At 65.9% G+C, this 15,159-nt stretch carries 16 protein-coding genes and 1 pseudogene; 6 read left to right on the forward strand and 11 right to left on the reverse strand.

What is annotated here, in order from left to right:
- Positions 1-137: 137 nt before the first annotated feature.
- From K9U41_RS16810 to soxY, 8 genes are all read right to left on the reverse strand, one after another.
- Positions 138-1,418 (reverse strand): FCSD flavin-binding domain-containing protein, encoded by a 1,281-nt coding sequence (locus K9U41_RS16810; protein WP_432715817.1) that lies wholly within the window; start codon positions 1,416-1,418, stop codon positions 138-140.
- A gap of 4 nt (positions 1,419-1,422) precedes the next feature.
- Positions 1,423-1,929: a DsrE family protein gene (locus K9U41_RS16815; protein WP_282642030.1), complete on the reverse strand. Its 507-nt coding sequence runs from the start codon at positions 1,927-1,929 to the stop codon at positions 1,423-1,425.
- 187 nt (positions 1,930-2,116) lie between these two features.
- Positions 2,117-2,512 carry a c-type cytochrome gene (locus tag K9U41_RS16820; protein ID WP_432715818.1) on the reverse strand — a complete coding sequence of 132 codons (396 nt, stop codon included), beginning with the start codon at positions 2,510-2,512 and terminating at the stop codon, positions 2,117-2,119.
- A 68-nt stretch (positions 2,513-2,580) separates the two neighbouring features.
- Positions 2,581-3,354, reverse strand: coding sequence for a c-type cytochrome (locus K9U41_RS16825; protein WP_282642031.1), 774 nt, complete (start codon positions 3,352-3,354; stop codon positions 2,581-2,583).
- Positions 3,338-4,654: a sulfite dehydrogenase gene (gene soxC / locus K9U41_RS16830; protein ID WP_282642032.1), complete on the reverse strand. Its 1,317-nt coding sequence runs from the start codon at positions 4,652-4,654 to the stop codon at positions 3,338-3,340. The genes K9U41_RS16825 and soxC overlap by 17 nt, the downstream gene beginning before the upstream one ends.
- A 78-nt stretch (positions 4,655-4,732) precedes the next feature.
- The gene (soxB, locus tag K9U41_RS16835; protein WP_282642033.1) at positions 4,733-6,424 is read right to left on the reverse strand and encodes a thiosulfohydrolase SoxB; all 1,692 of its coding nucleotides are present in this window, start codon (positions 6,422-6,424) and stop codon (positions 4,733-4,735) included.
- Between the two features lie 111 nt (positions 6,425-6,535).
- Entirely contained in the window at positions 6,536-6,865 is a 330-nt protein-coding gene (gene soxZ, locus K9U41_RS16840; protein WP_282642034.1) for a thiosulfate oxidation carrier complex protein SoxZ, read from the reverse strand.
- Between the two features lie 70 nt (positions 6,866-6,935).
- Entirely contained in the window at positions 6,936-7,409 is a 474-nt protein-coding gene (gene soxY, locus K9U41_RS16845) for a thiosulfate oxidation carrier protein SoxY (RefSeq protein ID WP_282642035.1), read from the reverse strand.
- Positions 7,410-7,663: 254 nt separating this feature from the next.
- On the opposite strand from soxY, the gene soxA reads away from it, so the two are divergent.
- The gene (gene soxA, locus K9U41_RS16850) at positions 7,664-8,494 is read left to right on the forward strand and encodes a sulfur oxidation c-type cytochrome SoxA (RefSeq protein ID WP_282642036.1); all 831 of its coding nucleotides are present in this window, start codon (positions 7,664-7,666) and stop codon (positions 8,492-8,494) included.
- Between the two features lie 11 nt (positions 8,495-8,505).
- Entirely contained in the window at positions 8,506-9,120 is a 615-nt protein-coding gene (gene soxX, locus K9U41_RS16855) for a sulfur oxidation c-type cytochrome SoxX (protein WP_282642037.1), read from the forward strand.
- A gap of 66 nt (positions 9,121-9,186) precedes the next feature.
- Here soxX and K9U41_RS16860 read toward each other — a convergent pair whose 3' ends face one another.
- Both K9U41_RS16860 and K9U41_RS16865 read right to left on the reverse strand, forming a co-directional pair.
- On the reverse strand, positions 9,187-9,762 hold the full coding sequence (locus K9U41_RS16860; RefSeq protein WP_282642038.1) for a SoxW family protein: 576 nt from the start codon (positions 9,760-9,762) through the stop codon (positions 9,187-9,189).
- A 20-nt stretch (positions 9,763-9,782) separates the two neighbouring features.
- Positions 9,783-10,514 carry a cytochrome c biogenesis CcdA family protein gene (locus K9U41_RS16865; protein ID WP_282642039.1) on the reverse strand — a complete coding sequence of 244 codons (732 nt, stop codon included), beginning with the start codon at positions 10,512-10,514 and terminating at the stop codon, positions 9,783-9,785.
- Between the two features lie 105 nt (positions 10,515-10,619).
- Between K9U41_RS16865 and K9U41_RS16870 the strand changes: the two genes are divergently transcribed.
- From K9U41_RS16870 to K9U41_RS16880, 3 genes are all read left to right on the forward strand, one after another.
- Complete coding sequence (locus K9U41_RS16870) at positions 10,620-11,000, forward strand: thioredoxin family protein (RefSeq protein ID WP_282642040.1); 381 nt, start codon at positions 10,620-10,622, stop codon at positions 10,998-11,000.
- Positions 11,001-11,040: 40 nt separating this feature from the next.
- Positions 11,041-11,415, forward strand: coding sequence for an ArsR/SmtB family transcription factor (locus tag K9U41_RS16875; RefSeq protein WP_282642041.1), 375 nt, complete (start codon positions 11,041-11,043; stop codon positions 11,413-11,415).
- Positions 11,416-11,484: 69 nt separating this feature from the next.
- Positions 11,485-12,573 carry a YeeE/YedE family protein gene (locus K9U41_RS16880; protein ID WP_282642042.1) on the forward strand — a complete coding sequence of 363 codons (1,089 nt, stop codon included), beginning with the start codon at positions 11,485-11,487 and terminating at the stop codon, positions 12,571-12,573.
- A 128-nt stretch (positions 12,574-12,701) separates the two neighbouring features.
- Here K9U41_RS16880 and K9U41_RS16885 read toward each other — a convergent pair whose 3' ends face one another.
- A complete protein-coding gene (locus K9U41_RS16885) occupies positions 12,702-14,792 on the reverse strand; it encodes a c-type cytochrome (protein ID WP_282642043.1) in 2,091 nt (696 codons plus the stop codon).
- A 241-nt stretch (positions 14,793-15,033) separates the two neighbouring features.
- On the opposite strand from K9U41_RS16885, the pseudogene K9U41_RS23860 reads away from it, so the two are divergent.
- Positions 15,034-15,159: pseudogene (locus tag K9U41_RS23860) on the forward strand (permease); the annotation flags it as partial.

Below are 15,159 nucleotides of genomic sequence, written 5' to 3' on the forward strand. Positions count from 1 at the left end.
TGCCCTCCCGCAAGGCCGATGCCCAAAGCGCCAGCATATCCTCAACCGACGCACCACCAATCATCAGATCCCGAATCATGGTCGCCCATCGATTCAGAAACCCTAGCAAAACGCAACTGTAGTGCTAGGGCGAGCCCTTAGCCGAAGAGGCCGCGCGTCATGGCCGCATACCACATGTCGTTTTCCATGCTGAGCCGGCGCCGCAGATCGGCCGGCTCGCCGGACTGAGAGAGGAAAGTCTCGGTTTCGCGGATCCTGCCGTCCGCGACAGCGTAGCGGCTGCTCTCCTTCACCACGTCGTCCCTGGCAATCGCGCTCCAGCAGGTGTTTGCGTAGCCGGGGGCATCGGCAGGGGCGGACAGCAGCTCGCTGCGCAGGGCTGCGGCAACCACGATGGCCTGGTTGTTGGCGGCAAAGGCGGATTTCGGCATGTCGCCGGCGTTCGCCGCGTCGCCGATGATGAAGATGTTGCGATCTACGGTTGACGCCAGAACATCGGGGTCGACGGGGCACCATCCCGAGGCGTCGGTGAGGCCGGATGCGCGGGCCAGCGCACCCGCCCATTGCGCGGGGATGACGTTCACGAGGTCGGCGCGCGCGAAGGTCTCAAAGCCGGTGACCACGGTGCCGGTCTCCGGGTCCACGGACCGGACCCCCTCCGAGATGTCCGGCGCCATCCATTCGATCATGCCCGGATAGTGGGCTTCCCACCCCTCCTGGAAGAGGCCCTGCTTGGGGAATTTCGGCTTGGGATCGAGAATGATGACCTTCGTCTGTCCCCGCCCGGTGGCTTTCAGCGCATGCGCCATCATGGACGCGCGCTCATAAGGGGCCGGTGGGCAGCGCGAGGGGTTTGGCGGGGCGATGATCACGATGAGCCCGCCGTCCGGCACCGCATCGAGCCGTGCCTTGAGGAGGCGGAACTGCCGCTCGCCCGTCCAGGCGTGGGGCATGGCGTCCTCGGCCTCGCGGCCCCAGCCCGGGACGGAATCGTATTTCAGGTCGATGCCGGGCGACAAGGCGAGGCGATCATAGGGCAGGCGGCGGCCGTCCACGAGACGCACCTCGCGGCGATCGCGGTCGATGGCGGATGCAGCGGCCGGCACCACCTCCACCCCGGCCTTCGCCAGCCCGGCATAGGAGAACAGCAGGCTGTCGGGATCGCGCAGGCCGCCGAGCGCGAGGTTGGACTGGAAGCAGGCGAAGTAGCGGGCGTTCGGCTCCACCAGCGTCACGGCGATCCCGCCGGCACTGTCCATGACGACGGCACGGGCGAGGGAGACCCCACCCGCACCGCCGCCGACGATCACGAGACGGGGCCTTGCCTGCGCAAGGACGCGCGGTGTCTTCAGGCCACCCGCGGCCAAGACCGTCACGCCCAGAAAGGCCCTGCGGGAGATCGCGCCCGGGGCGGCCACGGGATCAACCCACCTTGAGATAGGCGAAACCCTTGTTCTGCAGCGCGCCGACGGTGGCGACTCCGGACGGGACGAAGTTGATGTAGGGCGCCTTGCGGGCCTTCTCCTTGTCGATCCTGTTCCGCTCGAAAGTGAAGGAGCACAGATAGATTTTGAGCCCGTTCTTGGCGAGGGAATCCACCTTCTCCGGTAGCTGCGGGTCCAGCGTCTCCTTCTCCCACAGGGTGTCGGCAAGGCTATCCAGGAAGAACTTCACCCCGCCCGCATGGGCGACCAGCACCAGCTGGATGGCGAACGGGTCAGCGCCATAGGCCGCATAGTGGTTCGAGATGTTGTTCAGCGTCTGGGCGAAGCGGCTGGAGTCTCCATAGTCGCAGTGATAGAGGCACGCATTGTCCGCCTCCTTGGAAATATCCTTCACCTGAACGCCCTGCGCAGCCTGCGCCGCGGCCGGAACCGCGCCCGCGAGCGCCATGGTGCCGAGGAAAGCCCGGCGGTCGAAATGGGGCATCGTCTCGCTCCCGTCAATCGGCGCTTGGCGCGCCTTGGTCGTCGTTTCAGGCACCGGTCCAGTGCAGGTACGCAAACGCAGGATTCATATCGTTGTCTGTGTGGTCGAGCACGACCATATGGCAACGCCCCATCGGCTGCCTGTCATGGGACTGCTCCGGCTTTCTCGCTTCCGCGGTTCACAGGCCTCACTTCCTGGAGCCATCGGCGTTGAACTGGGCGAGGAAGGCGATGAGGTCCTTGCGCTCGTCTTCGTTCTTGACGCCGGCGAAGGCCATCTTGCCCTTGGGCGCCAACACCTTCGGATTGGTGATGTAGTTGCCGAGGGCAGCCTCGTCCCACACCTTGCCGGCGGCGGCGCCGTCCTTGATGTCCTGAGAATAGGAGAAGCCCTCGAAGTGCGCCCACTTGGCGCCCACGATGCCGTTCAGCGGCGGGCCAACCTTCACCTTCGCATCCGGCCCGATGGCGTGGCAGGCCATGCACTTCTTGAACGTGGTCTCGCCCTTCGCAACGTCGCCGTCCGCGCGCGCCGGGGCAGCGACGGCGGCCAGAGAGAGGGCAACCAGCAGGGTGTTTCGCACGATCCTCGTCCTTTCCATTGCGTGTTAGCTGTGTATTCCACGGCCGGAGGCGCCGGGATCTTTTCCCCTCACTCCAGGTTGCCCTTGGGCGCCTCGCCGTCTGGGGTCACGTTGAGAATCTGGGCGCGGGCGGTGACATGCACCTCTCCGCTGCACTCCTTCATGCAGGGATCCTTCTTCCAGAAAGCCTTTTCGGACGTTTCCCGATCATCATCGAAGAAATTGGCCTCGTTCGGCAGGTCAACTTTCGGGAAATTATCCTTGGAGAGGACGTAATCCTCCGGGACCAGATCATTGAGGTTCAGGAGATAGGCCACGATCGCGTAGGTCTGGTCCGCCGAGAGCGTCATGTTGCTGCCGAAGGGCATGGCGCGATGGACGTAGTCATAGACCGTGGACGCATAGGGCCAGAAGGAGCCGATGGTCTTCTCCGGCCGTTCCGATTTCAGCGTCCCCCGCCCGCCGGCAAGCACCGGCCAGCGTCCCGCGCCCTCGCCGAACTCGCCGTGGCACTGGGCGCAATTCTGGAGGAACAGCTCCTCGCCCTCCTTCACCGAGCCCTTGCCGGGGGGCAGGCCCTCGCCATCGGCGCGCACGTCGGTGTTCCAGGCGGTGATCTCCTCCGCCAGCGCGGGGCGGCCCAGGGCGATGGGCTTCGCCGCGGGCGCGGGAGCGGCGGCGGGCGCCGGCACGTTCACCGCCTGCCGGGCCTTGTCCGTCTCTCCTTTCGCCGCGACGGCCTTGCCTGGAGCGGGCTGGGGATCGGCAATGGCGATCCCCGTCGCGGCCAGTACTCCGGCGAGAACGGCGGCGGCGAGGATCTTCTCAGCCGACTTCAACATTTTCCGTCTCCCCGTTGGAGCGCACCAGCCAGGTCTGGATGCCGTTGTTGTGATAGATGGAATTGGTCCCGCGGACGGCGCGTAGCTCCTGCTTGGTGGGCTGGACGTAGCCGGTGTCGTCCATGGCGCGGGACTGCACCATCAGCTCCTGCCCGGCCCAGTCGAAGTCGAGGTAGAAGCGCGTCATCGACATGGGCATGGCCGGTCCATCAAGGCGTGCCGTCGTCCAGTTGCGGCCACCGTCCAGCGATACGTCCACCCGCGTGATGGTACCGCGCCCCGACCAGGCGATACCCGACAGGACGTTCGGCCCCTTGCGCTTCAGCGGTGCCTGGGGGCTCGGGCTCGTCACCACGGATTTCGCGTCCATCACGAAGGTGAAGCGGCGCGAGCGGCCGTCGGCGAGGAGGTCGGTGTATTTCGAGGTCTCCTCGCGCTGCTGCCAGGGCTGGTCGCCCACCTTGAGGCGGCGCAGCCACTTGACCCACATATTGCCTTCCCAGCCCGGCACCACGAGCCGCACCGGATAGCCCTGCTCGGGCCTGAGCGCCTCGCCATTCATGGCGAAGGCGACGAGGCAGTCGTTCATGGCCTTTTCGAGGGGAATGGACCGCGTCATCACCGCCGCGTCCGCGCCCTCGGCGAGCACCCACTTGCCCTTGGGATTGACACCGGCCATGTCCAGCAGGGTCTTCAGCGGCACGCCTGTGTAGAACAGGTTGTGGATCATGCCGTGGGTGAACTGGCAGCCGTTGAGCTGCGCGCCGCGCCATTCCATGCCGGAATTTGCCGCGCATTCGAGAAAATAGGCACGGTTGACCCGGCCCGGCATCCGCTTGATGTCCTCCAGCGTGAAGACGAGCGGCTTGTCCACCATGCCGTGGATCATCAGCCGGTACTTGTCCGGGTCGATCTCCGCCTGGCCGCCGTGATGGCGCACGAAGCACAGTCCGTTGGGCGTGATGACGCTGTCGAGGGCATAGAGTGGGGTGAAGCTGACCGAACTCTGGGAGCTGGCGGTGAGCCAGGTCACCTCGCGGCGCACCACGTCCTTCTCGAAAACGGAGGGCTTGCCATAGGGGTTCTCGTTGACCGGCGCGCCGAGGGTCTTCGTCCATTCGGGCACGGGCACGATGTTGGGATCGGGCTCGCCCGTGGCCGGAGCGGCGAGGGCGGAGCGTCCCCCCACGGCGACGGCGGCACCCGCCCCCACCCCGGCGAGGTTGAGGAAGCTCCGCCTGGAAAGCGACGGCTGCGCGCCGGGCGCGCGCTCCGTCGGGGGCAGACTGGTTTCGGACATGGCGTCCTCCCTAGATATTCTTTTATTCGCAGATTAGAATACATCGATGGCAATGCGATGCCTGGACGGCCTTGGGTCTCACGCCCCGGTCACCTTCACCGAGGCGTTGGGAGCGATCTTCACGGTCTTCGCGTCCCTCACGTACCGTTCCACAAGATCCCACACCGGCGGGCCTTCCACGTTCTGGGCGATAGAGGCCCAGCCGGCGACGGTGTAGGTCTTGTCCGCCTCCAGCGGCTTGCCGCTCTTCAGGAAGGTGAGGTCGGAGATGCGCTGGCCGGCGCCCTTGGACACGTCGATGGCGTAGCCGACACCACCCACGCGCACCATGTCGCCGCCGCCCTGGAAGTACGGGTCGGGGTGGAAGATGTTGTCCGCCACGTCTTCCAGGATGTCCTTCAGCTGCCGGCCGGTCATGGCGTTGCGGTAGCAGGCGGGATAGGTGATGGCCGTGGCGTTGGAGATGGCCTCGAAGGTGATGGGATCGCCCGGCAGCAATGTGCCGCCCCAGCGGAAGCCGGGGGAGAGGGCAATCTCCGCGTCGCGCTCCTTCATGATGGCATCGCAGATCATGTCGTCGAACGTGCCGTTGAAGTTGCCGCGCCGGTAGAGCAGGCTTTCCGCCCGGCCCACCTCGCGGGCAAGGTCCTTGGCATAAGGCGCGCGGATGTCCGCCACCAGCTTCGCCATGCCCGGATCGGGCGCGATCACGTCCGAGAATACCGGGATCAGCTGGAACCTGTAGCCGGTGACCTTCTTGTCGGCGACGTCGAGGTCGAGGCGGGACAGGAACTTGCCATGGGAGCCGGTGGCGATCAGCAGGGTCTTGCCCACCTCGGTGGCGGCGGGCATGGCATCGTGGGTGTGGGCGGTGAGCACCACGTCGATGCCCTTCACCCGTGAGGCCATCTTGCGGTCCACGTCGAAGCCGTTGTGGGACAGCACCACCACCACGTCGGCGCCGCCGGCACGGGCAGCATCCACCTGCTTCTGCATCTCCTCCTCGCGGATGCCGAATTCCCAGTCCGGGATCATCCAGCGCGGATTGGAGATGGGGGTGCGCGGGAAGGCCTGGCCGATGACGGCGATCCTGGCGCCGCCCTTCTCGAAGGTCTTAACCGCGTCGAACACCGGCTCGCCCCATTCGGCGGAGCGGACATTCTGGGCGAGGAAGGCGAAGGGGGCCTTGTCCTTGATCTCGGTGACCCGGTCGGCGCCATAGGTGAATTCCCAGTGGCCCACCATGGCGTCGAGCCCGAGGGCGGTGAACACCCGAACCATGTCCTCACCCTGGGTCTTCAGCGACGACCAGGAGCCCTGCAGCCCATCGCCGCCGTCCAGCAGCAGCACCTTGTCTGCTCCCCGCTCGGCGCGGATGGCCTTGATGAGAGTGGCGATGCGGTCCGCACCGCCCATGCGGCCATAGCTGCGGGCGAGCGCCGTGAAGTCCTCCGAGGTGAGCGCGTAGGCGTCGCGCGTGCCCGGCTTGATGTTGAAGTAGTTGAGGAAGGCGATGTCGGTCAGGTGCGGCGGCACGCCGCGCGCATCGCCTACGCCCAGATTGATCGACGGTTCACGGAAGTAGAGCGGATTGAGCTGGGCGTGGACGTCGGTGACGTGCAGGATGGTGAAGGTGCCGGTCCTGCCGAACTTCAGGAGGTCGTTCTGGGTCAATTGCCCACCGATCGCCTGCGCCAGCCCCGTCCCGGAAGCGGCGAGGAGGCCGGCGAGCGCCGTCCCCGCGGACAGAAAATCGCGCCTTGAGATCATGGTGATCGCGCTTTCCAAAAGTCATGATGGTGCCGTTTGCCGGATCAACGCGTGATCCGGCAGCACAGCGATCCAGAAAGCCAAATAAGTGGCGAACGATTTGCTTTGACGTCAGGCGACGGTGAGCTTGGCGACGGCCTTCTGCTCGGCGCCGGCGTCGTCCTTCCAGGAGAAGGTGAACTCGCCGCTCTCCTTCGCCTTGTAGAAGAAGGACTGGAAGGGATTGGCGGAGATCGACGGAAACCACTCGGCCTTGAAGAAGGGCTTGCCGTTGAACGAGGCCTCGAAGGTATTGATGATGTCGCGCGGCACCGTCTTGCCGGCGGCGTCTTTGCGCTGGCCGCTTTCCATCTCGTGGGAAATCAGGGTCTTGATCTCGATGATCTCGCCGGCTTTCGCCTGGGCGGGGACGCGCACGCGGGGCGCGGACTTGATGGCCATGGGTGTCCTCCCGATATTTCAGGCGGGGCGATTTTCGCCCGCGATTATTGTGATTCGTTTTGAACTCTACTCAGCCGCCGCAGCCGCCGATGGTGACCTTCACCTGCGATCGGGCGGAAAACAGCGCGCCGGAGGACATTTCCGCCACTGCGATCACGTTCTGCGTCTGCGCCAGCCGCATCCGGGTCGACGCCGACGCCTTCCCGCTCTCCGGCGTGAAGTGATAGGTGACCACTTGGGGAAGCGGATTGCCGTCGGCGAAGACATGGACGGACTTGACGAAATCGGCGTCGGTCATGGGGCTGTCCACGTCGATGTTGATCGGCACGACGAGGCCGTTTTCGGCAATCTCGGGCACATCGAGCTTGACCTTGCCTTCGCCCAGCGCCTTGCTGCCGAAGAGCTTTTTCATCTCCTCCGCCACCTGGGCCTCGGTGGCGAGGCTCATGCGCGGGGCGAGCACCGCGGCAAAGGCGGCGAATCCTGCCAGCTGCAGCGCCCGTCGGCGCGAAGGCAAAAGGGTGGCATCCACGTGAAGAGTCATCCGTTTCCTCCTGGGGCCGGCTGCGATGCCGGCTCATAAGCCATTATTTTTGCTTGATGATGTGGACAGCGCGCGGTGCGCTGTCATCAATCAATTTCACATATTGTGATATCGATTTTTTTGAATGTAAAGTAGCTCCTATCCGATGATCGCTCTCGTCTATCGAGGGCGGGTTCCAAGATCGGACGCCGTGTTCCTTCAAGGGCTTCAGCCAGAAAGCCCGGTCGCACGGCCCGCCACGTCCGGGAGGATATATGCGACCCAAAGCCACATTACTCACATGCCTGTGCGCCTTCGCCCTGACGCTCGCCCCCCTCCTGCCTGCCACGGCGCAGGAGGATGCGAGCGAGAAGGAGATCGAGCGCTACCGCGCCATGATCAACGATCCCATGGCCAATCCGGGCTACCTCGCCGTGGACCGCGGCGAAGCGCTCTGGGCCGAGCCGAGAGGCACGAAGAACGTCTCGCTGGAGGCCTGCGACCTCGGCCAGGGCCCCGGCAAGCTCGAAGGGGCCTACGCGGCCCTCCCGCGCTACTTCGCCGACGCCGGCAAGGTGATGGATCTCGAACAGCGGCTGCTGTGGTGCATGGCCAAGATCCAGGGCCTCGACATCAAGCCCATCGTGGTGAAGCCCTTCTCCGGCCCCGGCCGCGGATCGGACATGGAGGACCTCGTCGCCTTCATCGCCAACAAGTCCAACGGCATGAAGATCGCCGTGCCGCTCGATCATCCCAAGGAGAAGGAAGCCTATGCCATCGGCGAGGCGCTGTTCTTCCGCCGCTCGGCCATCAACGATTTCTCCTGCTCCACCTGCCATGCAGACGCCGGAAAGCGCATCCGCCTGCAGGGCCTGCCGCAGCTCGACAAGCCCGGCAAGGACGCCCAGCTGACCATGGCCTCCTGGCCCACCTACCGCGTCTCCCAGAGCGCGCTCAGGACCATGCAGCACCGCCTCTGGGACTGCTACCGGCAGATGCGCATGCCGGCGCCCGACTACGCCTCCGAGGTCGTCACCGCGCTCACCGTGTTCCTGAACGCGCAGGCGGCCGGCGGCGAGCTCAACGTTCCGTCCATCAAGCGCTGAGGAGAGGCATCATGAAGAAGATACTGATTGCAGCAGCGCTTGTTCTGCCTGGCCTCGCCCATGCGCAGCAGATTGCGCCGGCGGCCCCCGCCGTGGTGGACCGCGTGGTGAAGGAAAGCTTCACCAACCTTCCGGAGGGCTGGGCGCAGCGGCTGGTGCCCGACGAGACCATGCAGGTGTGCTCGGTGACGCGGAACCAGCCCTCGGCCAAGGAGGCGGACGCCATCATGGCGCGTGAGGCGAAGACCGTGAAACTGCCGACGGGCAGTGTCATCGGCAACTGGAAGGAGGGCGAGAAGGTCGCCCAGAACGGCCGCGGCGGCCAGTTCTCCGACCCGCCCGGAACGGTGAGCGGCGGCAATTGCTACGCCTGCCACCAGATGGACCCGCGCGAGGTGAGCTACGGCACCCTCGGCCCGAGCCTCGCCAATTACGGCGCGGACCGCAAGTTCGCCGCCGCTGACGCCAAGGCCGCCTACGCCAAGGTCTACAATGCCCAGGCCGTGTTCGCCTGCTCCTCCATGCCGCGCTTCGGGCACAATGGCGTGCTCGACGAAGCGCAGATCAAGGACGTGGTGGCCTATTTGTTCGATCCGGAGTCCCCGGTGAACAAGCCGGTGAAGTAGGCATTTCCAGGACGCGCTGATCCTTCTCGGCCCCGGTCCGCCGGGGCCGTTTTCATTCGCCTCGCGTCAGCTCTTTCGGCCCTCGCGGGCGAGCCAGGCCTCGAAGGTCTCGCGCGCATAGGCGCCCGCCGCCACAAAGCGGAACATGGCTGAAAATTCCGCCTGCGGCAGCAGTCCCGGCATGCGGGCCACCTCCCGCGCCTTGCCGTCCTCTAGGGCGAAGAACTGGAATGTCGGCGTTGCGCGGATGCGTTCGCGTTGGCCGAGCGCCTTTTCGGTCAGCCTCGCTCCGTCGAAGGCGATAACCTCGCGCGCGCCGAACAGATCGAGATGCACGATGTCGAACGCCGCCCTGATCGGGCCTTCGATGGCGGGGTCGGCGAAGTAGCTGGTATGCAGCGTCTTGCAATAGATGCAGCCGCGCTGGCTCCACTGTAGGGCGAAGTGCCGCCCCTGCGCGGTTGCTGCGGTGAGGTCCTCGGCAAGGTCGAGGAAGCTGTCCACGTACCAATCCTGCGTATAGAGGCCGTCTTCGCCGAGATGGGGGGCGGCCGCGGCGGTGTGCCGGCCGAGCATCGCCCCGGCGAGGCCGGCCGCGCCGCCCAGAAGGCCGCGGCGGGTGAGCGAGGAAGCGTCCGACATGTTGGTCCTCCGGGTGGTCGTCAGCCGATGGTGCCGAGCGCCGGCACGCTCTCCAGCAGCCATTGGGCGAGCTGGGGCATGAAGCCGGTGATGAAGGCGAGGCCGGTGAGGATGAGGAGGCCGCCGGCCACCTTCTCGATCAGCCCCAGCCGCCGCCGCGCCGCTCCCGCCCAGGCGAGGAAGGGCCCGGTGAAGGCGGCCGCGACGAGGAAGGGAATGCCGATGCCCGCCGCATAGACGGCGAGCAGCAGCATGCCCTTGCCCACGGACCCCTCCGCCCCCGCCACCATCAGGATGGCGGCGAGCACCGGCCCGACGCAGGGCGACCACCCGAAGCCAAAAGCGAGGCCGATGAGATACGGGCCGAGGACGCCGGCCGGCGTCGCGGCGGCATCGAACCGCGCCTGACGGTAGAGCAGCGGGATGCGCAGGATCCCGGTCATGTGCAGGCCGAAGAGAACCAATGCTGCGCCGGAGACGAGGGTCAGGATCTCCACGTGGCGCATCAGCGCCTGGCCGAGGGTGGAGGCGGTGGCTCCGAGCAGGATGAACACCGAGGCGAAGCCCAGCACGAACAGGCCGGCCGCCAGGACCACGCGGCGGCGACCGCTGCCCTGCCGCACATGCTCCTCCCCGCCCGCCGCGCCGGTGAGAAAGCCGAGATAGGCCGGCACTAGCGGCAACACGCAGGGCGAGGCGAAGGACAGGAGCCCGGCCAGGAAGGCGCCGGGCAGGCTGACATCCAGCGACATGATCCTCCCTTCCCACGCACGTTGACCAGCGCGGATTTGTCTTGTTCATCATATATGCGAATGCGATAATATGAAGAGTAAAATGCACATCTGGGCTGTAGCTTCATGCACCGTTCCGCCATTCGACTGGTTCTGGCCGGGCTCGTCGTCGGCTTTTCCGGCCTGCCTGCGCCCCACGGCGCACAGGCGGGAGAGCTTGTGATGTTCGAGCGGCCGGGCTGCGTCTACTGCCGCAAGTTCGAGCAGGACGTGGTGCCGATCTACGGCAGGACGGATGAAGGTCACCGCGCCCCGCTGCGCCGGGTCGACCTTTCGGACGGCATGCCGGCGGACATCGCGCTCGCCGCCCCGGTGCGCTTTGCGCCCACATTCGTGGTCGTGGATCGCGGGCGCGAAATCGGGCGCATTACGGGTTATGCTTCCGACGAAGCGTTTTGGGGTCTGCTCGGTGCGTTGACGGACAGGCTGGTGCCCGACCGGCCCTGAGGCTGGAGCCTGCCGTCGAGAGCGAAAAGGTTTTGAGAACATGCCGCCCATCGTCTCCACGCGGATCGAGGATGAACTGCGGGAAGGCCCGGAGATTTCGCCTGAACTCGACCAGCTGATGCGCAATGCGCGCAAGGCGAGCGATTTCCTCAAGGCTCTCTCGCACGAAAACCGCCTGCTGCTCCTGTGCCTTCTGGCCGAACGCGAGCGCTCGGTGACGGAGCTGGAGAACATTCTCTCGCTCCGCCAGCCGACCGTGTCGCAGCAGCTGGCGCGCCTGCGCCTGGATGGCCTCGTGACCACCCGCCGCGAAGGCAAGGCCATCTATTACAGCCTGGCCAACGAGAACGTGCGCAGCGTCATCTCGGTGATCTACGGCATCTATTGCGGAACCTCGACCACAGGCGAAAAGTAAACAATCGGCGCCGGGCCGGCGACGGGACAGGTCATAAGTCCCGCTCCGGCCGTCTCAGGGAGAAGGCGCATGGACGTTTCGAGTCCTTGGTGGACCGCGCTTGCGGGCCTCCTCGTGGGAAGCTGCGTGGGCTTTGCGGTGTTTCGCGCCCGCCTGTGCACCTTCGGTGCGCTGGAAGACGCCATGATCGGGCATGACTGGCGCCGCATGAAGGTGTTCGGCCTGGCGCTCGGCATCGCCGTGGCCGGCACGCAGCTTCTCTCCCTTCTCGGGATACTCGCGCCCGAGCGCACCAATTATGTGGCCGCGGCGGTGCCGTGGCTCGGCATTCTTCTGGGCGGCCTGCTGTTCGGCCTCGGCATGGCGCTGGTGGGCACCTGCGCGTTCGGATCCCTGGTCCGGTGCGGCTCCGGCGACCTGCGCAGCCTCGTGGTGCTGATCGTGTTCGGGGCGGTGGCCTACGCCACTTTGCGCGGCATCTTCGCGGGAGTTCGGGTCGATGGGCTGGAGCGGGTGGCGGTGGCGCTCCCCGCCGGCCTCCAGGCGGACTTGCCATCGGTTCTCGGTCGCCTGTTCGGACACGACCTGCGCGGGGCGTTCGGTGTCGCGAGCCTCGGCCTTGTCGCGCTGGCCTTTGCCGACCGCCGGCTCCGCCGCGCACCCCGGCTGATGATGGCGGGCGTGCTGCTGGGCCTGGGCATCGTCGCGGGCTGGCTCGCCACGATCCTGCTGGTGGACGAATTCGCGCATCCCATCGCGCCGCAGAGCCTCACATTCGTCTCACCGGTGGCACGGGCGCTGTTCGGTGTGCTGTTCGATCAGGCGAGCCTTGCCGAGTTCGGTGCCGGAAGCGTCTTCGGCGTCGCCATCGGCGCGTTCGCGGCGGCCCGGCTGGCGGACGAATTCCGCTGGGAAGCGTTCGATGATCCCCGCGAAATGAAGCGCCATCTGCTCGGGGCGGTCTTGATGGGCGCCGGCGGCATCCTGTGCGGCGGCTGCACCATCGGGCAGGGGCTGACCGCGGGTTCCCTGCTCGCTCTGTCCTGGCCGCTCGCGCTGGCCGGCATGGCGGTGGGCGCGCGGATCGGCATCGCCTTGCTTATGGAAGGGTCGCTGATGGATCTGATCCGCGGCACGCTGCGCCTTCGGGTAAAATAGGCGTGCGCACTGGCCGGGATTCTCCCCATCCTGCCGGATGTTGCCTACTCAAGCAGCACGATCGGGCCGGACACGCGAACGCCCGGGCCACACGGCCAAGGCGTTCGTTCTTCCGCGGTGACAATGGGTCAGTAGCGGGCGTCGGCCGGCTTCTTGTCCTTCGGCCAGTCATTCGCTTTCCCAGGGAAATCCGGGCGCGGCATGTGGGTGAAATACTCGGCCACATCTACCGCCTCCTGGTCGGAAAGGCCGCCCTGGCCGAGCGGGAAGCGCTCGTGGAAGCCGATGGGCATATTGCGCTGCACGAAGGCCCCCGCCGTATAGGTGCGGGCCATGCCGGCGCCGATGTTGAAGGACTCGTCGCCCCACAAGGGCGGGTAGACCACCTTGCCCTGTGCGTCCATCAGGCCCTCGCCGTTCTGGCCGTGGCAGACCGCGCATTGGGTGACGTAGACCTGCCTGCCGTTCTCCGGATCGGGCTTGATCGTTTGGCTGATCTTGCCGACGCCGCGCCCTTCCACCTTGTCCTCCGGCTTGGTCTCCCGCTTCATCCAGTCGAAATAGGCAACCATGGCCTTCATGTCGTCGCCGTCCTTGGCCAGCGGCTTGCCGTTCATGGAGCGCAGGAAGCAACCGTTGATGCGATCCTCCAGCGTGATCTCCCGGCCTGCGCGCGGCGCGTAGCTCGGGAACATGGCCGAGACGCCCACATAAGGTGAGCCATCGGCCACCGTGCCACCGTTGAGGTGGCAGCTGGTGCAGTTGAGCACGTTGCCCACGTTCTTGGGCAGCAGCGTATGGGTCTCCGTGTTCAGGCGCATGCCGCGGACGAGCTGCTGCGCGTTCTGCTCCATGAGGAGATTCGCGATGCGCGGCGTTTCAAACCTCGAGGTGTCCACCTTCGGGTCGAGCGCGGCGCGCGCGGTCTTGACCTGCGCAGCTGAAACAGGCGCCGCCGTGTTGCCCCAGCTTGCGCGCACGAAGCTCACGATCTCTGCGATCTCGTCGTCTCCCAGCCGGGCGAAGCCGGGCATGGTGAAGACGCGCTTGTAGGTCTTGGTCTCCGCCGTCTTCCATCCGGTGAGGGTAATGTGCATCAATGTCGATGGGTCCTTGGCGCCCACCGTGGGATTGCCCGCGAGGGGCGGGAAGACTTTGGCGACCCCCGCGCCGTTCAGGCGATGGCAGTCGGCGCAGAACTGCGCATAGGCAAGGCCGCCACGGGTGGTGAACATGGCCTCCGGCACACCCTTGTCGATCTTCGGCGGCAGGCCCTCGAACGGATGATCCGACGGCAGTGACTTCAGATAGGTGGCGATGGCGACGAGATCAGCTTCGCTGAAGTTCTGGGTCGAATTGTGGATCACCTCGGTCATGGAGCCGGAGACGGTCGCATAGCGGTTCTGCCCGGTCTTCAGCAGTTCGACCGTGTCCGCGACGGTCCACAGGTTGCGCAGGTTGATGGCGTTCCACTCCTCCACCTTCGCGCCGGAGACGAACTTGCCGCCGTCCGCCCCCTTCTCGGACATGGCGACCTCCTGGAAGCCGATGCCGCGCGGGGTGTGGCAGGCGCCGCAATGACCGAGGCCCTGCACCAGATACGCGCCCCGGTTCCAGACCTCGTTCTTGCCCGCATCGGCCATGAACGGGTTGCTGTCGAGGAACACCGCGTCCCAGAAGGCAAGCGACCAGCGCTGATTGAAGGGGAAGCCGATTTCCGACGGCCTGTTGGCGTTCGTTGCCGGTGCGACGCCCTTCATCAGGTAGACGAAGAGGGCATACATATCGTCCGGCGTCACCTTGGCGTAGGATGGATATGGCATCGCCGGGTACATGTGGGTGCCATCCGCCGTCACGCCCTCGCGCATGGCCCGGTCGAAGGCGCCGAAGCTGTAGGTTCCGATGCCAGTCTTCGGATCCGGCGTGATGTTGGTGGAATAGAGCACGCCGAATGGCGTCTCCAGCGGCCGGCCGCCGGCCATGGGCGTGCCGCCGTGCGACGTATGGCAGGCGACGCAATCGCCGAGGTCGGCAATGGATTTGCCGCGGGCGACCAGGACGGGGTCCGCCACTTCGGGCAGCGTCCGCCCGGCCTCGTCCACGCGCGGCGGTGTGACGACCCACCAGAAAATTCCCGCACCGGCGACAGCGGCCACCACAGCCAACGCGCCGGCTGTCCGCCATCTGGATCTATGTTTTGCCGAAACATCGTCGTTCATTGAACGACCTCCTGATGCAGGTGGGCTCTAAGGCCAAACGCAACGCCGGAAGCCGGAGGGCCGTTTCCCCTCCCACCCCACCGGATTGTTGTGCCCCAATCCCCGCCTCCGTGACTCGTCCCATTAGAATAGGATCGACCCGCGCATGCTGCACTGCATTGACATGCCGCAACCGTAAAATACCTACCTGTGTTATGTTGATTGTTATGCGACGAGGTGCCGTGGCCCCTGCCTCAGGTGGCCGTTCTCCCAATGGCTGGTTGCCCGCCTGCCGGTGGAGCCCGGCAGCCATCTCGCCGAAGCGGTCGCGTTCTTCATCTACGACACGCCCAAGGTGCTGATGCTGCTGACGCTGGTGGTGTTCGCC

Source organism: Xanthobacter autotrophicus, assembly GCF_029991245.1.
In the GTDB taxonomy this organism is placed as follows: domain Bacteria; phylum Pseudomonadota; class Alphaproteobacteria; order Rhizobiales; family Xanthobacteraceae; genus Xanthobacter; species Xanthobacter autotrophicus_C.